The 22,968-nt window shown below is 60.5% G+C and carries 16 protein-coding genes; 9 read left to right on the top strand and 7 right to left on the bottom strand.

Features of this window, described 5'->3' with window-relative positions:
- Positions 1 to 49 precede the first annotated feature (49 nt).
- The 5 genes from HKK53_RS27120 (at position 50) to HKK53_RS27100 (ending at position 6,271) form a co-directional block, all read left to right on the top strand.
- Positions 50 to 748: an HAD-IB family phosphatase gene (locus HKK53_RS27120; protein ID WP_169373298.1), complete on the top strand. Its 699-nt coding sequence runs from the start codon at positions 50 to 52 to the stop codon at positions 746 to 748.
- Positions 741 to 2,135, top strand: a complete 1,395-nt coding sequence (locus tag HKK53_RS27115; protein ID WP_169373297.1) for an aspartate aminotransferase family protein — start codon at positions 741 to 743, stop codon at positions 2,133 to 2,135. The genes HKK53_RS27120 and HKK53_RS27115 overlap by 8 nt, the downstream gene beginning before the upstream one ends.
- On the top strand, positions 2,132 to 3,010 hold the full coding sequence (locus tag HKK53_RS27110; RefSeq protein WP_169373296.1) for an alpha/beta hydrolase: 879 nt from the start codon (positions 2,132 to 2,134) through the stop codon (positions 3,008 to 3,010). Before HKK53_RS27115 ends, HKK53_RS27110 begins: the two co-directional genes overlap by 4 nt.
- Before the next feature lie 113 nt (positions 3,011 to 3,123).
- A complete protein-coding gene (locus HKK53_RS27105) occupies positions 3,124 to 4,893 on the top strand; it encodes a sensor histidine kinase (RefSeq protein WP_169373295.1) in 1,770 nt (589 codons plus the stop codon).
- Complete coding sequence (locus HKK53_RS27100) at positions 4,883 to 6,271, top strand: sigma-54-dependent transcriptional regulator (RefSeq protein ID WP_169373294.1); 1,389 nt, start codon at positions 4,883 to 4,885, stop codon at positions 6,269 to 6,271. The genes HKK53_RS27105 and HKK53_RS27100 overlap by 11 nt, the downstream gene beginning before the upstream one ends.
- Positions 6,272 to 6,367: 96 nt before the next feature.
- Here the strand turns inward: HKK53_RS27100 and HKK53_RS27095 are convergent, their stop codons facing one another.
- Positions 6,368 to 7,036, bottom strand: a complete 669-nt coding sequence (locus HKK53_RS27095; RefSeq protein ID WP_169373293.1) for a DsbA family oxidoreductase — start codon at positions 7,034 to 7,036, stop codon at positions 6,368 to 6,370.
- 181 nt (positions 7,037 to 7,217) lie between these two features.
- Positions 7,218 to 8,237 carry an alpha/beta fold hydrolase gene (locus HKK53_RS27090; protein ID WP_169373292.1) on the bottom strand — a complete coding sequence of 340 codons (1,020 nt, stop codon included), beginning with the start codon at positions 8,235 to 8,237 and terminating at the stop codon, positions 7,218 to 7,220.
- A 263-nt stretch (positions 8,238 to 8,500) separates the two neighbouring features.
- Here HKK53_RS27090 and HKK53_RS27085 point away from each other — a divergent pair, with 263 nt between their 5' ends.
- Positions 8,501 to 11,788, top strand: a complete 3,288-nt coding sequence (locus tag HKK53_RS27085) for a hypothetical protein (RefSeq protein ID WP_169373291.1) — start codon at positions 8,501 to 8,503, stop codon at positions 11,786 to 11,788.
- A gap of 187 nt (positions 11,789 to 11,975) precedes the next feature.
- Here the strand turns inward: HKK53_RS27085 and metE are convergent, their stop codons facing one another.
- Positions 11,976 to 14,288 (bottom strand): 5-methyltetrahydropteroyltriglutamate--homocysteine S-methyltransferase, encoded by a 2,313-nt coding sequence (gene metE, locus HKK53_RS27080; protein WP_169373290.1) that lies wholly within the window; start codon positions 14,286 to 14,288, stop codon positions 11,976 to 11,978.
- A gap of 119 nt (positions 14,289 to 14,407) precedes the next feature.
- Here metE and metR point away from each other — a divergent pair, with 119 nt between their 5' ends.
- On the top strand, positions 14,408 to 15,325 hold the full coding sequence (gene metR, locus HKK53_RS27075; RefSeq protein WP_123515140.1) for a transcriptional regulator MetR: 918 nt from the start codon (positions 14,408 to 14,410) through the stop codon (positions 15,323 to 15,325).
- Between the two features lie 138 nt (positions 15,326 to 15,463).
- Here the strand turns inward: metR and HKK53_RS27070 are convergent, their stop codons facing one another.
- The 4 genes from HKK53_RS27070 to HKK53_RS27055 all read right to left on the bottom strand — a co-directional run bounded on the left by HKK53_RS27070 (position 15,464) and on the right by HKK53_RS27055 (position 18,524).
- Complete coding sequence (locus HKK53_RS27070) at positions 15,464 to 15,961, bottom strand: GNAT family N-acetyltransferase (protein ID WP_169373289.1); 498 nt, start codon at positions 15,959 to 15,961, stop codon at positions 15,464 to 15,466.
- A gap of 2 nt (positions 15,962 to 15,963) precedes the next feature.
- Positions 15,964 to 16,602: a LysE family translocator gene (locus HKK53_RS27065; protein ID WP_169373288.1), complete on the bottom strand. Its 639-nt coding sequence runs from the start codon at positions 16,600 to 16,602 to the stop codon at positions 15,964 to 15,966.
- A gap of 25 nt (positions 16,603 to 16,627) precedes the next feature.
- Positions 16,628 to 17,050: an NUDIX hydrolase gene (locus HKK53_RS27060; RefSeq protein WP_169373287.1), complete on the bottom strand. Its 423-nt coding sequence runs from the start codon at positions 17,048 to 17,050 to the stop codon at positions 16,628 to 16,630.
- 112 nt (positions 17,051 to 17,162) lie between these two features.
- Entirely contained in the window at positions 17,163 to 18,524 is a 1,362-nt protein-coding gene (locus tag HKK53_RS27055) for an HD domain-containing phosphohydrolase (protein WP_169373286.1), read from the bottom strand.
- Positions 18,525 to 18,780: 256 nt separating this feature from the next.
- Here HKK53_RS27055 and HKK53_RS27050 point away from each other — a divergent pair, with 256 nt between their 5' ends.
- Positions 18,781 to 21,087, top strand: a complete 2,307-nt coding sequence (locus tag HKK53_RS27050) for a putative bifunctional diguanylate cyclase/phosphodiesterase (RefSeq protein ID WP_169373285.1) — start codon at positions 18,781 to 18,783, stop codon at positions 21,085 to 21,087.
- Complete coding sequence (locus HKK53_RS27045; protein ID WP_169373284.1) at positions 21,084 to 22,958, top strand: putative bifunctional diguanylate cyclase/phosphodiesterase; 1,875 nt, start codon at positions 21,084 to 21,086, stop codon at positions 22,956 to 22,958. The genes HKK53_RS27050 and HKK53_RS27045 overlap by 4 nt, the downstream gene beginning before the upstream one ends.
- The last annotated feature ends 10 nt before the right edge of the window (positions 22,959 to 22,968 follow it).

Here is a 22,968-nt window from a genome sequence, read left to right as displayed (position 1 = left end):
ACCCCTTTGGCAAGCGCAGACAGCGCGTCATGCCCAATAGGTACAACAGATGAATGACTGGCACATCGTGTGTGATTTCGACGGGACCATCACCCGCACCGACGTGATCGACAGCATCCTCCAGCGCTTCGCCGACCCGAGCTGGGAAGCGATCGAAAACGAGTGGCTGCAAGGCGACATCGGTTCCCGTGAATGCCTCAGCCGCCAGCTCTCGCTGGTCAAGGCCACGCCGAGCGAACTGCTCGCGTTCTTCGACACGATCGACATCGACCCGGACTTCCCCGACTTCGTCGACCACGTGATCGGCCTCGGTGCCTCCCTGGAAGTGGTCAGCGATGGCATCGAGCAAGGCATCGCACGAATCCTTGCGCGCAACTACGTCAGCCTGCTGCCGATCCTCGCCAACCGCTTGCGCCAACTCGGCCACGACAGCTGGCGCATCGACTTCCCGTATTCCAGCGACGCCTGCCGCGCCGCGTCCGGCAACTGCAAATGCAAGTCCACACCCAAGAGCAAACGGGTGCTGGTGATCGGCGATGGCCAGTCGGACATGTGCGTGGCGTCCACCGCCGATTTCGTGTTCGCCAAAGATCGCCTGGCCGAGCACTGCGAGCGCAACGGCATCGCCTATGCGCGCTTCGACAGTTTCGCCGAACTCCCGGCCCTGCTGGCCAGATTGCCCGCCGCCAGCGCCGCCAACACCAGCCCTTTCAACGTCGAAACACAGGAACTCTTCCATCATGTCTGATATTCGAATCGCGACCGCCGAAGACCAGATCCTTCTGGATAAAGAAGCCAAATACTGCTCCTACGGCGACACCGTTCACTACATCGACCCGCCGCGCATCTTCAGCCGCTGCGAAGGCTCCTACGTGTGGGACACCGAAGACCAGGCCTACCTCGACCTGCAAATGTGGTACTCGGCGGTCAACTTCGGTTACGCCAACCCGCGCCTGAACAACGCGCTGAAACAGCAGATCGACACCCTGCCGCAGATCGCCAGCCAATACCTGCACAAAGGCAAGATCGAGCTCTCGGAAATGATCGCGGTCGATGCCAAGAAGAAATTCGGCCTCGACGGTCGCGTGCATTTCAACGTCGGCGGTTCGCAGTCCATCGAGGACTCGCTCAAAGTGGTGCGCAACGCCACCAACGGCAAGAGCCTGATGTTCGCCTTCGAAGGCGGCTACCACGGCCGCACCCTCGGCGCCTCGTCGATCACCTCCAGCTTCCGCTATCGTCGCCGCTACGGCCACTTCGGCGAACGCGCCAATTTCATCCCGTTCCCGTACCATTTCCGCGGCCCGAAAGGCATGACCAAGGAAGAATACGGCAGCGAGTGCGTGAAGAATTTCGCTCGCCTGTTCGAGACCGAATACAACGGTGTCTGGGATCCGAAAACCAACCAGTGCGAATACGCCGCGTTCTACGTCGAGCCGATCCAGGGCACCGGCGGCTACGTGATTCCGCCGATGAACTTCTACAGCGAACTCAAGCATGTGCTGGATCAGCACGGCATCCTGATGGTGGTCGATGAAATCCAGATGGGCTTCTGGCGCACCGGCAAGCTGTGGTCGATCGAACACTTCGACGTCAAACCGGACGTCATCGTCTTCGGTAAAGCGCTGACCAACGGCCTCAACCCGTTGGGCGGCATCTGGGCCAAGGAAGAGCTGATCAACCCGAAAATCTTCCCGCCGGGTTCGACTCACTCGACCTTCGCCTCCAACCCATTGGGCACGGCGGTGGGCCTGGAAATGTTCAAGATGACCAGCGAAGTCGATTACGGCGCGATGGTCATGGCCAAGGGCAAATACTTCCTCGAAGGCCTGAAAGACCTGCAAAAACGCTACCCGATCATCGGCGACGTCGATGGCATGGGCCTGGCCCTGCGCTGCGAAATCTGCGGCCCGGACGGCTTCACCCCGGACAAGGCCACCCTCGACTTCATGGTCGACGAAGGCATGAAGGGCGACATCGAAATCGACGGCAAACGCCTGGGCCTGATCCTCGACGTGGGCGGCTACTACAAGAACGTGATCACCCTCGCGCCGTCGCTGGAAATCAGCTACCCGGAAATCGACCTCGGTATCGCCCTGCTCGACCGTCTGCTGCATCGGGCCATGAAAAGATGAATGACGTAGAGATCGACATGGGCGAAGGCAGCGCCGGTTTCGTTCTCGGCTCGGGCGAGGTCGCGGTGGTGTTGATCCACGGCCTCACCGGCACCCCGACGGAGTTGCGTCGGGTGGCCATGGGCCTGGCGAAAGCCGGGCACACGGTTTACGTGCCGACCCTGGCCGGGCACTGCGGGGGCAACGCCGAGCTGCAAGCCACTGGCTGGCGCGACTGGTACGAAAGCGCGCGCAACACCTTCGTCGGCGTGCGGCGCAAGCACGAGCGCGTTTTCGTCGGTGGCTTGTCCATGGGCGCGGTGCTGTCGATGTATTTGGCGGCCGAACATCCGGGGCAGATCGAAGGCTTGCTGCTGTACTCCACGACCCTGCGCTACGACGGCTGGAGCATCAACAAACTGGCGTTCCTCACGCCGTTGCTGATGCGAATCCCGTTCGGCGTGCACCTGTGCAGCTTCGAAGAAAAGCCGCCCTATGGCATCAAGAATGAACGCCTGCGCAGCATCGTCGAACGCCAGATGAAGGCCGGCGAAAGTAGCGCGGCCGGTTTGCTGACCATGGAAGGCGTGACTGTACGCGAACTGCATCGGCTCAACGCCGAGGTGAAAAAACGCATGCCCGAGATCACCACGCCAACGCTGGTCCTGCACTCTCTGGAAGACGACATCACCAGCCGCTGGAACGCCGATTACGTCGAGCGCAAACTCGGCGGGCCGGTGGTCAAGGTGTTGCTGGACGACTGCTATCACATGATCACCGTCGACCTGCAATACCACCGGGTAATTGAACTGAGCGTGGACTTCATCCATCAGCGCTTCATCCAGCAACGTTCCGTGCCACAACCGCTGCGCCGGGAGTATCGGCAGCTGGCCTGAGCCGATGGCGACCCCGGTTGCAGACGGGTCGCCACTGGCGGGGCAATGTCGGCTACTGTATTGAACCAGGCAACACAATTGATCCTGCCATGGCTTTCGACAAGCGAAACCCGATGACCAAACGACCCGCCAACGCCCGACCCTTCGCCCTCTCCGGCTGGAGCCTGCAACGCAAACTGGTGCTGGCCTTCTGGCTGGTCAGCGTGATCCCGACCATGATCGCCGCCGAGCTGGCGGCCACCACGCTGTCGCAGATTTTCGACAGCAACGTGCGCATCTGGCTGCAGGAATCGACCAAGATCGTCGAGGACGAGATCAGCGAAATCCTGCGGGACAACGCCCGGGCCGCGCAGCTGTTCCTGCGTTATACCCGCCCGCCTGTTGATAAGTTGTCGGTGCGCCACGACCGGTTGACCACCGACATCGCCGATTCCATGGGCATCGACGTCGTCGCCCTGGTGCGCGACAGCGATCACAAAGTGGTGTTCAGCACCGCCGCCGATGACATCGTGCGCCAGATCAGCACCGCGCCCAAAGCCGTGTTGCAAACCTTGCAGATCGGCGGCGTGGCGACCGGCACCGTGGTCTCGACCTTTGAGACAGAGCAGGACGGCGTCGATTACAAACTGGTGATTGCCACTTATCTCGACAACAGCTTCCTGACCAGTGTCTCCGATGTGCACTCGCTGGATTTGCGCTTGTACCTGGCCAAGGGCGATGACTTTTCCGAGATCTTTTCCAGTCAACGTTTCGAGGATCACCCGGCGGCCGTGCCGGAGAACATCGAACAGGTCCTGCGCACCACCAAGCTGCCGACCGAACAATTCACCAGTCGCTACAGTGGTATCTACCGGCCGATTCTCAACGAAAACGGCGACCTGCAAGGCGTGATTTTCAGCGGTTTGCTGCGCCATACCAGCCTCGTGGGGCTGGTAAACCAAAGTAACCTGTTCATCCTGATCTTCCTGCTCAGTTCGGCGGCGTCCCTGGCGGTTGGCTGGCTGGTGTCCCAGCGTCTGACCAAGCCATTGCGCGGGCTGTCCAACGGCGTACAAGCGGTGATTGCCGGGGATTATCGCCAGCGTTTACCGGTGACCGGCGGCGATGAACTGGCCGAACTGAGCAGCACCTTCAACCACATGAGCGAGCGCCTCGGCGAGTTGCAGCACTTGGAATCGCAGCTGCGCCGCCGCGACCGATTGCACGCGCTGGGCGAAGTCGCCATGGGCCTGGCCCATGAAATCCGCAACCCGTTGGGCATCATCAAAACTGCCACGCAACTGCTGCACCGGCGCGCCGATTTGCCCGAGACCGACAAGCGTCACCTCGAGTATGTGGTCAGCGAAGTCAGTCGGATCAACGACCTGATTACCGATTTCCTCGACTTCGCCAAACCCAGCGCGCCGCTGCGCACCACCCAAGCCGCGCGGCCGTTGGTGGATGAGTTGGTAGGGTTCTGTGCCCCGGAACTGACGAGCCACAATATCGAGGTGTTGATTGACGATCAGGCCCCGGGCGCAACCCTGTATGCCGATGCGCGCCAGCTCAAGCAGGCCGGGCTGAACCTGATCGTCAATGCCATCGACGCCATGCCCGACGGCGGACGGCTGACCCTCACGATCAGCCGTGATACCAGCCACACCATCCTCCGCGTGGCGGACACCGGCCAGGGCATCGAACCGGACATGCTCGAACGGATCTTCACGCCGTTTGTGACCACCAAGGCTTCGGGCACCGGCCTGGGCCTGGCCAAGGTGTTTTCGATCATGGAAAACCATGGCGGGCACATCGAATGCACCTGTGAAAAAGATGCCGGGGCGACCTTCAGCCTGTACATTCCGGCCCATGGCGACGACTTCGACGAGGCGAGCGATGACACATAACGTACTGGTGGTCGATGACGAGCCCAAGCTCTGCGACCTGCTGGCCTCGGCCCTGAGTCAGAACGAAATCACCGTGTTCACCGCCGGCAACGGCCTGCACGCGCTCAAAGTGCTGGAGTGCGAGGACATCGATCTGGTGATCAGCGACTGGCGCATGCCCGGCATGGACGGCCCGCAGTTGCTGGCAGAAATCAAAAGCCGTTTTCCGCAGCTGCCGGTGATCGTGATGACCGCCTACAGCACCGTGAAAAACGCCGTGCAGTCGATGCGCAACGGCGCCTTCGACTACATCGCCAAGCCGTTCGACATCGACGAACTGGACATCACCGTCAGCAAGGCCCTGCAATTTCGCGACATCCTCAAAGACAACCAGCGCATGCGCGCCGAACTCGACGAACACCAGCAGATCGACAGCCTGGTGGGCGACAGCCCGAGTTTCCGTCGGGTGCTGCAAGCGATCGATTCGGTGCGGGAAAGCAACGCGACGATTCTGCTGACCGGCGAAAGCGGCACCGGCAAGGAAATGGTCGCCCGAGCGATCCACAAACATGGCAATCGCGCTGACAAACCGTTCGTGGCGGTCAACTGTGCGGCGATCCCCGAAGGCTTGCTGGAAAGCGAAATGTTCGGCCATCGCAAAGGCGCGTTTACCGGCGCCGTGGCGGATCGGATCGGGCGTTTCCAGCAGGCGGACAAGGGCACGTTGTTTCTCGATGAGATCGGCGAAATGCCCTTGGCGTTGCAGGCGAAAATCCTCCGCGCCTTGCAGGAACGGGTGATCGAACCGGTGGGCGATCCGCGCGAGCGCAAGGTTGATGTGCGGGTGATCGCCGCCACCAACAAGAACCTGCTGGACGCGGTCGCCAACAAGGAGTTTCGCGAAGACTTGTATTACCGCCTCAACGTGTTCCCGATCCCGCTGCCGGCCCTGCGCGAACGGGTCGAAGACATCGCCCCGCTGGCCCGGCATTTCGCGCATACGCTGGGTGCTGCGGCGGGTAAACGCTTCAGTGGTTTCAGCGCGGCGGCGTTGCAGGCGATGGCTAATTACTCGTGGCCGGGGAATATTCGCGAACTGCAGAATTGCGTGGAGCGCGCGACGATTGTCGCGAGCGGGTCGGTGATTGAAGAGGATGATCTGCCGGCTTATCTGTTTGCCTCACGGCCGAGTGACAGTGGCGTGCTGATTGAGAACAACGGCGTACCGGCGGACCTCGAAGCAGCGCTGGCGCAAGTGGAGAAAAGCTACATCCTGGCAGCCCTGCAACAGAGCAACGGCGTGCAAGCCGCGGCGGCGCAACTGATCGGAATTTCCGAGCGCAGCTTCTGGTACCGGCTGAAGAAATTGGGGATTCATGTGGACAAAATCGTCCGTTAGGCCCCGCTGATCGTTCCCACGCTCCGCGTGGGAATGCAGCCCTTGAGGCATTCCCACGCAGAGCGTGGGAACGATCACACGATCAGGGGGACGGGGTCAGTTGTTGACGGTGCCGCCCTTCGCCTCACTCATGATCTGCCGGATCGCCCCGACAAAGGTCTCCACCGGCTGCCCGCCACTGACCGCATATTGCCCGTTGAACACCACCGTCGGCACCGAACTCACACCCCGCGATAGCCACAACTGCTCCTCTTCGCGCACCTCTTTGACGTACTCGTCGGACGCCAGGATCGCCTCGGCCCGCTGCCGATCCAGCCCCACACTTTCAGCGATCTGCGCCAATTGCGGGTGATCGGACGGGTTACCGCCGTCGGTGAAATACGCCTTGAACAACGCCTCTTTCAGATTGAACTGCAACCCTTCCAGCCCCGCCCAGTAAAGCAGCCGATGGGCGTCGAAGGTGTTGTAGATGCGGCTGCTGCCGTCGGTGCGAAAGGCAAACCCGACCTCGGCGCCACGGGCGCGGATCATCTCGCGGTTTTTCTGCGATTGCTCGGGGGTCGAGCCGTACTTTTCGCTGATGTGTTCGGTGATGTTCTGGCCGTCGGGACCCATGTTCGGGTTCAGCTCGAAGGGCTGGAAGCGGATCTCGGCCTGCACCTCGTCACCGAGCAAGTCCAACGCTTGGGTCAGGCCGTACAAACCGACGACGCACCAGGGGCAGGACACGTCGCTGACAAAATCGATTTTCAGGGAGTTACTCATCGCGTACCTCGCAGGTTGCATCGCACCGGAAAACCTCAACGATACACCCGACTGCCCCAGGACCGCAGCCCTCCCCCTGTAGGAGCGAAGCTTGCTCGCGAAGGGGCCATCACATTCAACATTGATATTGGCTGACACACCGCTTTCGCGAGCAAGCTTCGCTCCTACGGGGAATGGGGGATTACAGGAGGTTCGGCGTCGCCACCGGTTCAATCTGCGCCCAATGCGAGGTGTCTTCGCGGTGGGTCTGCAAGTACGGCAACACCGCCGCCAGTAATGGCGCCTTGAATGCTTCCTGGAAACGATGGGCCATCCCCGGAATCAGTTTCAACTGACTGCCCCGGATATGCGCCGCCAGGTGTACGCCGTGCATCACCGGCAACAGCGGATCCGCCGTGCCGTGCACCACCAGCGTCGGCACCCGCAATTGGTTGAGCAACGCCACCCGGCTCGGCTCGGCGAGGATCGCCATGATCTGGCGCTTCACGCCTTCGGGGTTGAATGCCCGGTCGTACGAGGCCGCCGCTTGCTGCAACAACTCCTGCCGATCATCACTCACCGACGGACTGCTCAGGGCCGCAAGTAAATCGGCCTGTTGCTCCAGCGCCACCTCGCGATTCGGCGCCCCCCGGCGCGACAACAACTGCACCAGCGCCGCGCTCGGCGCCGGCAAGCCTTCAGCGCCCGAGCTGGTCATGATCAGTGTCAGGCTCTCGACCCGTTGCGGTGCCATCGCCGCCATATGCTGGGCGATCATCCCGCCCATGCTCGCGCCCAGCACGTGGAATTGCTCGACGTGCAAGGCATCCATCAGGCCCAGCGCGTCCTCGGCCATGTCCGTCAATGTGTATGGCGCCGAGACCGGCAAGCCCAGTTTGTAGCGCAGCACTTCGAAGGTCAGGTTGGCGTTGGCCGGGGTCTGGCGCCAGGTCGACAACCCGACATCGCGATTGTCATAACGAATCACCCGAAAGCCCTGCTGACACAGCGCAACCACCACCTCATCCGGCCAGTGGATCAGTTGCCCACCCAACCCCATCACCAGCAGCAATGCCGGATCGGAGGCACGACCGATGCTCTGGTACGCCAGGCTGACCTGGTCCAGATCGACATGTTCAGTCGGGACATTGACATCGCAACGCGATGCCGCAAAGGACGCCAGGCTGAAAAGCAGCGCCGCCAGAAAAAGAAATACACGCATGAAAAAACACCGAAACGCAGAACCCCAGTAGAGCGCGAGTCTGATGAAGTTTGTTCAAGCGCGCTGCCACAGTTGCGTGACAGTTTGATGAAGATTGCCGAGCGGTCGCCCCAGCGCCTTTACCGTTCCTGTCGGGAGAAAGGCAAACCACTCATCGGAAGCATCCCTTTACCTGTTAGTTCTGACAGTTGTCGGTCACCAGAGCTGAGTATTCAATCAACGAAGAGCAAACAAACCAATATCGCCATCCGCCGGAGACTTCCATGAGCATTGACAACCGGTCCGAAACTCCTCAAGCCCCGGCGGTCGCAGGCCTTACTCGCCCAGCACTTGAAATTCCCGGCGCGATTACGCTGGTCGAAGAAGCCGACGTTGGTGTCAATCGAGCCTTGATCGGAGCGCAAGGTCTAAAGATTGTCATCCAGTCCTATGCCCTCAACCCGGGCGATAACGTGTTGGTGTACATCGATAACCGGCTGGTTCTGGTGTGGCCGGTCGAGAACGATTGCGGCGGCCGGCCCATCAGCCAATACATCCCGGCGAAGTTGATACCGGAAGGATTTATCACCCTGACTTACAGGGTAAACGTTGAAGTGTCAGCCCCCTTGAAAGTACTGATCAAAACCCTGTTGCCCGGTGGCATCGATCCGCAACCGGACGCTGCGGGGCACTACCTGTTGGCCCCGCCGCTGCTTACCTCAACCACCCTGAACGGCCAACAGGATGAAACGGTTTATGTCGCGCCCTATGACGACATGCGCCAAAACGATGTGGTAACGCTGATCGTCGGCAACTCGGCCTTGCCCCACACCGTAACAGCCACCGAGGTCGGGCAGTCCCTGACGTTTACCCTGTCCAGGGATCTGGTGGGCAGCAATGGCGATGGCGGAGTCGTTCTGTACTACACAATCCGCGACGAAGTCGGCAATCGCGCCACCGATCATTCATTGAGTGTTTCGGTGATGATCCAGACCGGCTCTGCTGCGCCAATACCGCCGACGGTGACGGGCATTGGTGAGCAGAACACCCTCTATTTGAGCCAGTTGGGGAGCCAATCGGTCATCGTCAGCCTCGACACCCGGGCCTTTAGACCCGGCGACGTACTGACATTGTTCTGGATGGGGCTGGACCGCACGGGTATGCCCACGTCGCTCACCGAGGTGCAAACCCTGAAATCCCAAACGACGCTGGATTTCACCATTGCCAATGCGGTGATCCAGACGCTCGCCGGGGGGAGCGCCCGAATATTTTTTACCCGCACCGACGCCCAGGGCGGCAAGCAGCAATTACCGTCCAAGGAAATTCTCATTGTCGGTAACACGCGCAGGATCAGCGCCTCGAATGAGACACAGAATCAGGAGGCGGTTGGCGGTATCCTTGCGGCTCCTGAAAACAGCGTCCTGAAGATTATCCCGCCGATCATCCTGGGCAGGACTGAGCCGGTGGTGGGCGCCGACTGCGGGGTCGCGCTAGCGATTTACGATAACAACTTCCCCAACGGGGCCGACGTCATTATTGATTCCTTCGTTGGCGCGGCGGCGTTCGATGTCATCGACCTCCTGCTCAATGGGAACATCGTCGACACGGAGATCGTTCGACCCGGGACAGAGAATGCCCGGCACTCGATGACAATCCCCAACGGGCTACTCAACCCGAACGCCGTGAACACACTGGAGGCCACGGTCAGCCGGGTCAGTAACAATACCCAAAGGTCCACCCCACTGCTGGACGTCCTGTACAACGCCATCCGCCCCGGGAACAGGGACATCAATTCCATCCCTGGGCACTCGGAACTGCAACTGAAGTTGCCGCAAGACATACTCGACAATGGCCTGGACGCCGCGCGTGCAGCACTGGGTGTCGAGGTTAGCTTTTGCTATCCCTACTGCCGGGCGCACGATGTCGTCGAGTTGCGCATGGGAAGCCTCACCGTTCGCTTCACCGTCCTGCCGAGGGAGGCACCGCAGTTCGGAGGTATTGCGCCAATCTGCATCGTGCGCACGTTGACAGCGCAGCAGTTTCAACAGGCTGGCGACAGTCCGCAGTTCACTTTCACCTACACCGTTCATGACCAGATCACCAACGGTGCAGACCCGTCCGACCCGTTCTCGGTGCCCGTGGTGATTGATGTCGATCTCGCCGGGGTGCGTCGTCCTGCTCCGATTTTCTTCGATAACCCGAACGATACTGACTCGGCCATCATTGATCTGGAGCAGTTGGGCAGTAACAACCTGAGCATGCTGGTCAGAACCTTTGCGCCACAATTTGCTATCGGCGACACCATCAGGGCCAGGTACAGCAGCCCACCCAGTCCTGATTTCTTTGTGGACGGGACGATTACCGGGCAGTTCGGGCAACCCAACCCGCTTGCGTTGGAGGTACCCAACAACCTGGTGATCTCCGGGCGCTTGGTGACCGGCAGTTATGTGCAATCCAGAAGCGGGGTAGCGATTGCCAACTCGAGAATCGCCACGGCCCGCGTCATCGGCCAAGGCATGCCGGATTTGCCCCCCCCTATTGTGCTGGTCGCACCCAACGGCGTGCTGGATCCGAAGGACAACCCGCAAGGGGCCGTGGGTCGGGTGACCGTGCCAGGCTTCACCCCGGGCGATCAGGTGCAATTGGTTGTGCGCGGTAGCGCCGGTGACGGCTCTCCCACCTTCGCCCCCCTGCCCTTGAACGCTGCCGGTCAAGCGGATTTCCCGCTGAGCCTGGCCTTTATCAATGCCAATCTGGGGCAGGTTGTCAGGATCACCTACCTGTTGATTCGCGGTGCTGCCCAACAGGAATCACGTGTACTGGACCTCACCGTCCTTAACGTGACTGCCACGCCCACTATCACCTCGGTGACCTCCGGCGGCGGGGTTGTACCCGACCGAGGCCAGACCTACTACCGAAGCCTCGGCATCACCGGTACGGGGCCGACGGGCCAGTCGGTAGAGGTGCTTATCAACAACGTTCCGATCGGTCAGTACCCGGTCAATTCCAACAACGTATGGACCGTTCCCGCTCGGGTCTTCATTCCCACCACCCATACCATCACGGTTCGTACCATTGATGGCAGCAATAAGTCCTCGACACGCGTCGTCATCGTATTGGAAGGGCTGTCCCTTCATATCGCACAATTTGCCCACCAGGATATGGGCGGATGGACATGGGGTGGTGCAGGCAGGCACGACGATTTTTCCTGGAAAGCTTATCCTGCGCAAAACTATTACCACCTGCATAATTACACCTATACCAACAATTCAAGCGGGGTAGTTTTGCAGAGGACTTTCAACAACCTGACCCCAGGCGCCACCTACCTACTGTCGTCGGGCGTCTTCCGCTCAAATACACCGTACGTTCACCCTCAACTTCAGCTGGGAAACAGCGCGGGAGACCGTTCTCCCAATTACTACCTTTCCGTTATCCATCAGTTGATATCGATGCAACTCACGTTCATCGCGACATCTCCCGTGATGACGATGTATTACATTAACAATGAGGCTTCAGGAACCGGCAATGACTGGTACACAACGCATATTCAGGTGCAACGAATGAGTTTGTAAAACGCAACGGATCCATTTGATTGCGAATAAATATGCAAATAAGAGCAAGCAAATAGCAAATGACCAAATAAGGACCAAATAAGGGGACAGATCTATTTAATCCCCTTGATATTCAACCCAACAAAAAACCCGCTGACCGTCACCGGTTCAGCGGGTTTTTCATTGCTGCATCAACAACATCAATTCATTAAGCCAACTGACTGCGCAACTGCCGCGCCGCCGCCACCATATTCACCAGCGCCGCCTCAGTCTCCGGCCACGCCCGAGTCTTCAACCCGCAATCCGGATTGACCCACAACCGCTCAGCCGGAATGCGCTTCACCGCTTTACTCATCAACTTGACCATCTCGGTCGTGTCCGGTACCCGTGGTGAGTGGATGTCATACACGCCCGGGCCGATGTCGTTCGGGTAGTCGAAGGCTTCGAAGGCCTCGAGCAATTCCATATCCGAACGGGAGGTTTCGATGGTGATCACGTCGGCGTCCATGGCCGCGATGGATTTGATCACGTCATTGAATTCGCTGTAGCACATGTGGGTGTGGATCTGGGTTTCGTCCCGCACCCCGGACGCCGTGAGACGGAACGCTTCCACCGCCCAGTCGAGGTATTCCTGCCATTGCGCCCGGCGTAGCGGCAAGCCTTCGCGGAATGCCGCTTCGTCGATCTGCACGATCTTGATCCCGGCGTTTTCCAGGTCCACTACTTCGTCGCGCAGGGCCAGGGCCAGTTGTTGTGCCTGGATTTTGCGCGACACGTCTTCGCGCGGAAACGACCACATCAGCATGGTCACGGGACCGGTGAGCATGCCCTTCATGACCTTGTCGGTCAGGCTCTGGGCGTAGGTAATCCAATCGACAGTCATGGCGTTCGGACGACTGAGGTCACCGTAGATGATCGCCGGTTTCACACAGCGCGAACCGTAGCTCTGGACCCAGCCGAACCGAGTGAACAGGTAGCCGTCCAGTTGCTCGGCGAAGTATTCGACCATGTCGTTGCGCTCGGCTTCACCGTGCACCAGCACGTCCAGGCCCAGGCGTTCCTGGACTTGCACCGCGTGGCGGATTTCGCTGTGCATGGCGTCGGTGTAATCGTTGGCCGACAGCTTGCCCTGCTTGAAGGCCTGGCGAGCGAGACGGATCGAACCGGTCTGCGGGAACGAGCCGATGGTGGTGGTCGGGAATGCCGGCAATTGCAGGCGAGCACGTTGTTGTTCGATGCGCTTTGCAAACGGCGAATGCCGTTGGCTGTCCTTGGCGCCGACAGCGGCGATGCGCGCCTGAACTTCAGCTTTGTGGATGCGTGGCGATTGCGCACGGCTGGCCTGGATCGCCCGGCTCTCGGCCAAGGCCGTTTGCACCTTGGGTGATTGCGGGTCGTTCAAGGCATCGCGCAGCACAGCAATTTCCCCGCACTTCTGCACCGCAAAGGCCAGCCAGGATTTCAGCTCGGGATCGAGTTTGTCTTCACGCTCCAGATCAACAGGGCTGTGCAGCAACGAGCAGGAACTGCTGACCCACAGGTTGTCGCCGAAGCGCTCTTGCGCCGGTTGCAGTTGCGCGAGGACTTGCTCCAGTTCGCAGCGCCAGACGTTGCGACCGTTGACCAGACCCACCGAGAGAATCTTGTAGGTCGGCAGGCGATCCAGCACTTGCCCGAGTTGATCCGGCGCGCGCACGGCATCGATGTGCAGGCCTTGCACCGGCAGGCTGACGGCCAGGCCGAGGTTATCTTCCAGGCCGCTGAAGTAGGTGGCGACCAGTTTGCGCAGCGGCGAGTACTGCAGAATGTGGTAAGCGCGCTCGAAGGCACTTTTCCAGGCTTGTGGCAGGTCGAGGGTCAGGATCGGTTCGTCAATCTGCACCCATTCCACGCCTTGCTCGGCGAGGCGACCGAGAATTTCGTTGTAGACCGGCAACAGACGTTCCAGCAGGTCGAGTTTGTCGAAATCGTTGCCTTTGGCCTTGCCCAGCCACAGGTAAGTCAGCGGGCCGATGATCACCGGTTTGACGTTGTGGCCCAGGGCCTTGGCTTCCTCGACTTCGTCGAACAACTGTTCCCAGCTCAACTTGAACTGTTGGTCAGCGCTGAATTCCGGGACCAGGTAGTGGTAGTTGGTGTCGAACCACTTGGTCAGCTCTTGGGCGTATTGCGCTTTAGTGTGTTCACCGCCGCAGCAGCCAGTGGTCGCGCCGCGAGCCATGGCGAACAGGGTGTCGAGGGTTGGCTGGCCGCTTGCGCCAAGGGTGCTGTCGAAACGCTCGGGTATCACGCCGAAGACCAGGGAATGGCTCAGCACTTGGTCATACCAGGCGAAGTCACCAACCGGCAGCAGGTCGATGCCGGCGTCTTTCTGCAATTGCCAGTGGGTGGCGCGCAATTGGCGGCCGACGGCTTTCAACGCGTCCTGATCGAGATCGCCCTTCCAGTAGGATTCCAGGGCTTTTTTCAGTTCGCGGTCAGCGCCGATACGCGGGAAACCAAGTGTGTGGGCCAGAGCCATGGTGAATTTCTCCCTTTCAAAGATGATGTAAAACGTGGCCCTATTGTCGACACCCAAGCCAACATGAGACAAACTCAACCTTTTCGTGTTGATCACAAGTTTTCCTCATGGAGCCCCCGGTGCTTGAAATCCGTCACCTGAAGACCCTGCACGCCTTGCGCGAAGCCGATAGCCTGGTGGATGCAGCCGACCGCCTGCACCTGACCCAGTCCGCCCTGTCTCACCAGTTCAAGGAACTGGAGGAGCGCATGGGCATGCCGTTGTTCGTGCGCAAGACCAAACCGGTGCGCTTCACCAGCGCCGGTTTGCGTTTGCTGCAACTGGCCGACGCCACCCTGCCACTGCTGCGCGGCGCCGAGCGTGATATCGCGCGGCTGGCCGGTGGCACCGCCGGGCGTTTGCACATGGCGATCGAGTGCCACAGTTGTTTCCAGTGGCTGATGCCGACCATCGACCAGTTCCGTGATGCCTGGCCGGAAGTCGAACTCGACCTGGCCTCGGGCTTCTCCTTCGCCCCGCTGCCGGCCCTGGCCCGTGGCGATCTGGATTTGGTGGTGACCTCCGATCCGCTGGAACTGGCCGGGATCACCTATGTGCCGTTGTTCACCTATGAAGCGATGCTCGCGGTGGCCAATCAGCACCGCTTGGCAAACAAGGCGTACATCGTTCCGGAAGATTTGCTCACCGAAACCTTGATCACCTATCCGGTGGAGCGAGATCGGCTGGACATCTTCACCCGCTTCCTGGAACCGGCCGATGTGGAACCGGCGCAGGTCCGCACTTCGGAACTGACGGTGATGATGATGCAACTGGTGGCCAGCGGTCGCGGCGTGTGCGGCATGCCCCATTGGGCGCTGCATGAATACAGCTCACGGGGTTATGTGAAGGCCAAGCGGCTGGGCGAGAAAGGCTTGTTTGCGACGCTGTATGCGGGGATTCGCGCGGACATGCTGGATGCGCCGTACATGCGCGATTTCCTGCTGACGGCCAAAGACACCTCGTTTTCGACCCTCGACGGCGTAAGCGCGGTTCGCTAACACCGTACGACTGATCGTTCCCACGCTCTGCGTGGGAATGCCTCAACGGACGCTCCGCGTTCGGCTGTTGATGGGACGCGGAGCGTCCCGGGCTGCATTCCCACGCGGAGCGTGGGAACGATCAGGTCCACGGTGGCTTCAGAGCTCGCGCCACATGTGGATTTTGTCGAAGTAGTCCTCGCCGACCCGCACAGCTAAAGGCTCGAGGCCGTACTGGATGAAGCCGCAGCGCTGGTACAGCTTGAACGCAGCTTCATTACCCGCCGTCACGGTCAATTGAATCAACCTCAATCCGGGATGGTTCTGCGCCTCGGTCAACGCCGCCTGCACCAGTTCAAACCCCACGCCACGCTGACGAACCTTGCCAGACACATACATGCCGAACAACGTCGCCTTGTGCCGGGCTTTTTCCCGAGGTTCGAACGCCAGGCCGACGATGCCCGCCAACTGGCCGTCCTCGAACGCGCCGAACACCACGTCCAGCTTGCTGGTCAACCGCGACTCCCACCAACTCAACGGCATCACCGCGCGTTCACGCACGCTGGAGGTGAACGCCTGCGGGTGCAAGTCGTAGGCTTCGAGCATCAGCGCCCGGTAGTCCAGGGCATGGCTGGCATCCAGTCGTTCAATCCACATGGTCAAGCCGTCCTGCGTTGCTCAAGCATCAGTCGCACCGCGAGTGCCGCCAACACGAAGCCCATGAAATAACGCTGCACGGCCAGCCAGGTCGGGTTGTTGACGAACCACGAGGCGATGCCCGCCGCGAATACGGCGATCAACAGGTTGACGCAAAAACTCACGCTGATCTGGGTCAGCCCGAGGACGATGCTCTGGGTAAACACCGAGCCGTGTTCCGGGCTGATGAATTGCGGAAACACCGACAGGTAAAACACCGCGATCTTCGGGTTCAGGGCACTGGTCAGAAAACCCATGGTGATCAGTTTGCGCGACGAATCCGGCGGCAACTGCTGGGCTTCGAACGGTGAACGCGCGCCGGGTCTGACTGCCTGCCAGGCCAGCCACACCAGGTATAGGGCGCCGGCCCATTTCAGCACTTCATAAGCCATCGGCACCGCCAGGAACACCGCGGTCAAACCGGCCGCGGCGGCGAACAGGTGCACGAAGAACCCCGCCACCACTCCGAGCAACGAGGTCACGCCGGCCTTGCGCCCCTGACAGATCGACCGGGAGATCAGGTAGATCATGTTCGGCCCCGGCGTCAGTACCATCAGCAACGCGGCGGCGGCGAAGATCAGCAAATCTTGAAGCGGGATCATGGGGCAGTCCTTGGTCTTGTCTTGGTCAGGCGATCGCGGTCAACGAGGCTCGATAAAACGGCAGGATCACGTCCCGTGTCAATGGTGCCAGCGTGAGTTGGCCGTCGGTGGCAGGATCGATCCAGCGTACCTCTTCGATCTCGGCCGCCGGGCAGACGTCTGAATCGATGGTCAGCAGGAAGAGTTCGGCCTGGACGACAAAACCCGGTTCGTTGGCGGCCGGCGCCGAGAACCGGCCCAGATAAGTGGCTTGCGCGGTGTCGATAACCAGGCCCAGTTCTTCTTCCAGTTCGCGGGCCAGGGCGTGGGCCGGTTGCTCATGGGGCTCGATCTTGCCGCCCGGTTGCATGAAGGCCTGGGTGCCACGTTTGCGTACCAACAGGGTGCGGCCGTCGGGACCGATCAACAGGGCGGCGGCGATGTGGATGATGCGGGGCTCAGTTGACATGGATCGAGGTTGGCCTAGGTTAAAAGGCCATAAGAATAACCTGTAGGAGCCAGGCTTGCCCGCGATGGCGTCCGTGAAATCGCCATCGCGGGCAAGCCTTGCTCCTACAGGTCTACGACGTTTCGCGCTCCAGAAGTGCTTCGACTTCCTCGGGGACTTTCACGAACACGCTGTACTTCGCGCCTTCCATGGTTTCAAAGGCAATCAATTTATCCACCAACGGCCCGTTCAGCACTTTGCCGGCATTGAGCAGCAACATGCCGTTGTCGGCATTGAGGTTGCGCGCCAGGATCATGCCCGGCGCCAGGTCGCGGGTGGTCAGCACTTTGACCGTTGGATCGGCCAGGGTCACGTCACTGAGGTACGCGGCGCAGACCTGAATGAAATCCTCGACCAATTCCGGATCGTAGAGCCGCCCGGCATAGCTGCGGATATACACCAGCGCTTCGTCGCTGTTCATCTGCCGCTCAAGGATCAACCCGCGCTGCAATTCGATGAAATCCACCGCCAGTTTCAACAACCGCGAACCAAACGGAATCGCTTCACCCTTGAGCCGGTCCGGAAACCCGCTGCCGTCCCAACGTTCCTGATGGTGCAGGATCAGCCGCGCGGCATCCTTCATCGGGTCGAGGGTCATCAGCAGCGATTCGCTCTGCTTCGGATACTCGCGATAACGGTCGCGATCAAGGTGATGCAGCATGTCCGACGGCGTGATCATCATGCTGTCGGTCCAGCTCAGCTTGCCGATGTTGTAGAGCGCGGCGGCCATGGTCAGGTCGCGGCTGGTGCCTTCGTCCAGGCCGTGGAGTTTGCAGTACACCCGCACCAGCTCGATGATCTGGCGGTTGGTCTGCTTGGCCGGCGGCAGGCGCAGGTTGGCCAGCAACGAGAACACCTCGGTGCCGGTGACATAGCTGTGTTTGAGCTCTTCATAGGCCAGGTCAAGCATGTCGGCGGTCTGTTGCAACTCGGACGTGCGCGCCGCGACGTGTTTTTCCAGGGTGGAATTGAGGGTTTTCAGCTGATCGTTCTGCTGCCGGGTCAATTGCACCAGGCGCCGGCGTTCGCGCTCGGAGTGCTGGTGTTCCAGGGCCTGGCGCAGGGTCAGGAGCATTTCCTCGTCGTTCCAGGGTTTGCTGATGTAGCGGTGAATCTGCCCGTCGTTGATGGCTTTAATGATGGTCGGCAGGTCGGCGTACCCGGTGAGCAGGATGCGCGTGGTGGTCGGATAGAGCTGATGGATGTGCGCCAGCAGCGTCGCGCCGTCCATATTGGGCATGCGCGCGTCAGTCATCACCAGGTCGATGCTGTGCTGCGCCATGAGCTCCAGGGCCTGGGCACCGCTGGTGGCCAGCAGCACATCGAAGGGCTGGCCGCGTAACAGGCGCCGCAGGCTGTTGAGGATTGATTCCTCGTCGTCGACCAGCAACACCTTGGGTTTATCGGTCAAAGTCGTAGGGAGTTGCTCTTCCATGGCGTCACCTCGAGTGAAACGGGTCTATCGCGTGTCAGGCCACGGCAAACATCCACTCTTGCCGGAGCCTGAGCTACAGGCTAGATGATTTTCAGACACTGCCCGCAACTCATTCATTCCATTCCCCCAAGCGAACTCCAGACAAAGGACTATGCTCAGCTGACTCGGATCCACATTCTGTAACCGTTCGGCCAGGTGATCAGGGAAAGGATGCCCCTATGAACAGACCGTTTCGAACCGCTGTCACCCAGGGTGCATGCCTATGAATGCGCTGCTGACACGGACCAACCGACGAATCCTCATCGTCGACGATACCGCTTCGATCCATCAGGATTTCGCGAAGATCCTCAGCCCGCAGTCGATTGAAGACGAAGATCTGGACAGCACCGAACGGGCGCTTTTCGGATCAACGGCGGCCGTCACCCTGCAAAGCTTCAGCCTCGACTCGGCCTTTCAGGGGCTTGAAGCCCTGGACATGGTCGAAACGGCGCTGGCCAACGACATGCCCTACGCCATGGCCTTCATCGACATGCGCATGCCGCCGGGCTGGGATGGCCTGGAAACCATCGAACGGCTGTGGCAGGTCGACCCCAAGCTGCAAGTGGCGCTGTGCACCGCTTATTCCGACTATTCCTGGGAAGACATCGACGAACGTCTGGAGCTGGGCGATCGCCTGTTGATCCTGAAAAAACCCTTCGATGCCATTGAAATCCGCCAGATGGCCAGTGCCCTCACCGCCAAATGGCAGATGACCGAAGACGCGGCGCTGAAAATGTCGCTGCTCGAGCAAGCGGTCGAAGAACGCACCCTGGAGCTGTCCGATGCCAACATCATTGTGCAAAACAGCCCGACCATCCTCTATCGACTGCGCGGCGAGCCGTCGTTCCCGCTGATGTACATCTCCCACAACATCACCAAGTACGGGCACATCGCCGCGCAACTGGTGGCGTCGGCCAATTGGTCCAAGGAGCTGATTCACCCGGACGACCTGTCGAAAGTCGACGACGCCATGGAGCGGGTACTGGACCGGCATGCCGAGGGCGCTTCCATCGAGTTCCGCATGCGCACCGGCGACGGCGCCTGGCGCTGGGTCGAAAACCGCTACATCCCGGTGCGTGACGCCGAAGGACGCTTGCTGGAGGTCGAAGGCATCATCCTCGACATCACCGAACGCCGGCTCGCCGAAGAGAAAATCGCCTTGCTCGCCCGCACCGACGGACTGACCGGGCTGGCCAACCGCGCCACGCTGATCGAGCGCTTGCACCAGGCGTTCGCCGCCAACCGTCGAGGCGCCACCGCGTTTGCGATTTTTTACCTGGACCTGGACCACTTCAAGCGTATCAACGACACCCTCGGCCATCCGGTGGGCGACCTGTTGCTGCAAGAAGTCGCCCGGCGGATCAAGGCCTGCGTGCGGGAAAACGACGTGGTCGCGCGCCTCGGCGGTGACGAGTTCGCGATCCTGCAGCTCGATGTCAGCGACCCGACCCAATCCGCGGCGCTGGCGGTCAAGGTCCGCGATGCGCTGGTGCAGCCCTACTCCCTGGGCGGCAACGATGTGCGGGCCTCGGTGAGCATCGGCATCAGCAGCTGCACCCCGGACATGCTCAGTGCCGACAGCCTGCTGACCCAGGCCGACATGGCGCTCTATCGCTCCAAGGAGCAGGGCCGCAACCAGTACCACTTCCATTCCGAGGAGATCAATCAGGAAGTGGTCGAGCGCATGACCATCGCCAGCGACCTGAAAACCGCTATCGACAACGAAGAACTCGAACTGCATTACTGGCCGGAAGTGGACCTGAGCACCGGCAAGATCCTCGGCATGGAAGCCCAGGTCAGCTGGAACCACCCCACACGCGGCTTACTCGAAGGCCCGGCGTTCCTGCCGGCGGCGGAAAAAACCGGGACCATTGTTGCCCTCGGCCACTGGGTGCTGGATCAGGCCTGCCGGCAGATGCGCCAGTGGCGCGACGAGGACATGGCGCCGCCGGTGATTGCGATCAAGCTGTCCCTGGCCCAGCTCAAGAGCGGTCCCGAGCTGATCTACGACGTGCTGCGCACCACCGCGCGTTGGGAACTGTGCCCGTGGGATTTACGCTTCGACGTCACCGAAGCGACCCTGGCCCAGACCAAATGGACCCACAACGATGTGCTGCCGCGCCTGCGGGAGCTGGGGGTGAAGATCGCCATCGACGACTTCGGCACCGAGTATTCCTCGTTCGATTACCTCAAGACCTACCAGGTCAATCACCTGAAACTGGCCCAGGCCTTTATCGACACCGCCGCCCAGGATCCGGCCAGCGCCAATACCTTGCGCGCGATCATCAACTTTGCCCGTGACGTGGGGATCGGCATCATCGCCGAGGGCGTCGAAACCCAGGAGCAACGCAGTTCGCTGATGGCCACCGGTTCGCCGATGAACGCCCAGGGCTATTTCTTCAGCAAGGCCGTCAGCAGTCAACAGGCCGCCGAACTGCTCAAGGCCGGGAGCATCGTACCTTCAGGTAACGAGCCAGGTTCGCCCCTGGACAACCTGCCGCGTTCGACGGAGGACAACGGATGAAGGCCCCCTTCGTACGGACCAACCGGCGCATCCTGATCATTGACGACACACCGTCGATTCATCTGGATTTTCGCAAGATCCTCGACCCCGACGCGGAAGAGGAACAGACACTGGCCGGCACCGAAGAAGCGCTGTTCGGCACCCTGCAACCGGACCGGCTGACTTTTCAGCTCGACTCCGCCTACCAGGGCCAGGAAGCCCTGGACCTGGTCAAGCGCGCCCGGGCCGAAGGTCGCCCCTATGCGCTGGCCTTCACCGACATGCGCATGCCACCGGGCTGGGACGGCCTGGAAACCATCGAACAACTGTGGAAAGCCGATCCGAGCCTGCAAATCGCCTTGTGCACCGCGTATTCGGATTACAGCTGGGAAGCCATGGCCGAACGGCTGGAATTCGGCGACCAGTTGTTGGTGCTGAAAAAGCCCTTCGACAGCCTGGAAATCCGCCAGATGGCCAGTGCCCTGACCTGGAAATGGCAGATGGCCCAGGACGCGGCAATGAAAGTCCTGAGCCTGGAGCAGACCATCGAGGCTCGGGTGCATGAGCTGCTCAAGGTCTCGCACCTGTTGCAGTACGACATCCTCACCGAGTTGCCCAATAGCACGTTGCTGGGCGATCGGCTGAACCAATCCCTGGCCCTGTCCCGGCGTCATGACAAACAACTGGCGGTGATGTTTCTCGGGCTCGACCGCTTCAAGCGCATCAACAATGCCCTGGGGCATCCGGCCGGCGACGAAATGCTCAAGCGTGTCGGCCAGAGCCTGGTGGCGACGGTGCGGGAATCCGACTCGGTGTTTCGCTACGGCTCCGACGAGTTCGTGGTGATCCTGGCCGACGTGCGCCACCCGCAGCAGACCAAGGGCATCGCCGAAAAACTGTTGAATGCCATCCGCGCGCCGCAACACATCGCCGGCCACGACCTGAGCGTGACCGCCAGCCTGGGGATCAGCATTTACCCCGAGGATGGCCTCGACGCCATCGTGCTGATCAAGAAAGCCGAAACGGCGATGCGCAACGTCAAGGAAAACGGCCCGAACGATTTCAGCTTTTTCATCGACGAAATGAACCAGCGCGCCCGGGAGCAGCAGAGCATCGAGTCGGGGATTCGCCTGGCCCTGGAACGCAATGAATTTGTCCTGCACTACCAGCCGAAAATCGACTTGAGCAGTGGTCAGGTGGTGGGCGCCGAAGCACTGATCCGCTGGAAAAAACCGGGGCAAGGCTGGGTCTATCCATCGGACTTTATCGCGGTGGCCGAAGACAGCGGCCTGATTGTGCCGCTGACCAAATGGGTGATGGCTCAGGCCTGTCGCCAGGCGTGTATCTGGAAGACCGCCGGGCTGCCGAAAATCTGCATCTCGGTGAACGTCTCGGCCATCGACTTCCGGCAGCGCGACTTTGTCGAGAGCATCGAGTTGATCCTCAAGCAGACCGGGATGGACCCGACCTTGCTCGAACTGGAGATCACCGAAGGCGTGTTGATGCAGAACGTCGATGCCACCGTGACCGCGCTGAACCGGATCAAGGCCCTGGGCGTGCGCCTGGCCATCGATGACTTCGGCACCGGTTATTCCAGCCTCAGTTACCTGCGCCGGTTTCCCATTGATGTGCTGAAAATCGACCAGTCGTTCATTCGTGGCCTGAGCCGTGACAGCAGCGACGCCGCCCTGGTCAGCGCCATCATCAGCCTGGGCAAGAGCCTCAAGCTGACCGTCATCGCCGAAGGCATCGAAACCCTCGAACAGCTGGATTTCCTCAAGGCCCACCATTGCGAGGAAGGCCAGGGTTACTACTTCAGCAAAGCCGTGGCGCCGGATGCTTTTGCGCATTATCTGATGTTGGTGAAGCCGCTGCCTTCAGCCCAGACATGAGCGACGCACT

Source organism: Pseudomonas sp. ADAK7 (assembly GCF_012935675.1).
In the GTDB taxonomy this organism is placed as follows: domain Bacteria; phylum Pseudomonadota; class Gammaproteobacteria; order Pseudomonadales; family Pseudomonadaceae; genus Aquipseudomonas.
This window is presented reverse-complemented; position numbering and strand designations above follow the sequence as displayed.

What these genes read in the sequence shown, in the direction of transcription:
- HKK53_RS27120 (WP_169373298.1), top strand. Translation starts at nt 50, where the DNA reads ATGAATGACTGGCACATCGTGTGTGATTTCGACGGGACCATCACCCGC.
- HKK53_RS27115 (WP_169373297.1), top strand. Translation starts at nt 741, where the DNA reads ATGTCTGATATTCGAATCGCGACCGCCGAAGACCAGATCCTTCTGGAT.
- HKK53_RS27110 (WP_169373296.1), top strand. Translation starts at nt 2,132, where the DNA reads ATGAATGACGTAGAGATCGACATGGGCGAAGGCAGCGCCGGTTTCGTT.
- HKK53_RS27105 (WP_169373295.1), top strand. Translation starts at nt 3,124, where the DNA reads ATGACCAAACGACCCGCCAACGCCCGACCCTTCGCCCTCTCCGGCTGG.
- HKK53_RS27100 (WP_169373294.1), top strand. Translation starts at nt 4,883, where the DNA reads ATGACACATAACGTACTGGTGGTCGATGACGAGCCCAAGCTCTGCGAC.
- HKK53_RS27095 (WP_169373293.1), bottom strand. Translation starts at nt 7,036, where the DNA reads ATGAGTAACTCCCTGAAAATCGATTTTGTCAGCGACGTGTCCTGCCCC.
- HKK53_RS27090 (WP_169373292.1), bottom strand. Translation starts at nt 8,237, where the DNA reads ATGCGTGTATTTCTTTTTCTGGCGGCGCTGCTTTTCAGCCTGGCGTCC.
- HKK53_RS27085 (WP_169373291.1), top strand. Translation starts at nt 8,501, where the DNA reads ATGAGCATTGACAACCGGTCCGAAACTCCTCAAGCCCCGGCGGTCGCA.
- metE (WP_169373290.1), bottom strand. Translation starts at nt 14,288, where the DNA reads ATGGCTCTGGCCCACACACTTGGTTTCCCGCGTATCGGCGCTGACCGC.
- HKK53_RS27070 (WP_169373289.1), bottom strand. Translation starts at nt 15,961, where the DNA reads ATGTGGATTGAACGACTGGATGCCAGCCATGCCCTGGACTACCGGGCG.
- HKK53_RS27065 (WP_169373288.1), bottom strand. Translation starts at nt 16,602, where the DNA reads ATGATCCCGCTTCAAGATTTGCTGATCTTCGCCGCCGCCGCGTTGCTG.
- HKK53_RS27060 (WP_169373287.1), bottom strand. Translation starts at nt 17,050, where the DNA reads ATGTCAACTGAGCCCCGCATCATCCACATCGCCGCCGCCCTGTTGATC.
- HKK53_RS27055 (WP_169373286.1), bottom strand. Translation starts at nt 18,524, where the DNA reads ATGGAAGAGCAACTCCCTACGACTTTGACCGATAAACCCAAGGTGTTG.
- HKK53_RS27050 (WP_169373285.1), top strand. Translation starts at nt 18,781, where the DNA reads ATGCCTATGAATGCGCTGCTGACACGGACCAACCGACGAATCCTCATC.
- HKK53_RS27045 (WP_169373284.1), top strand. Translation starts at nt 21,084, where the DNA reads ATGAAGGCCCCCTTCGTACGGACCAACCGGCGCATCCTGATCATTGAC.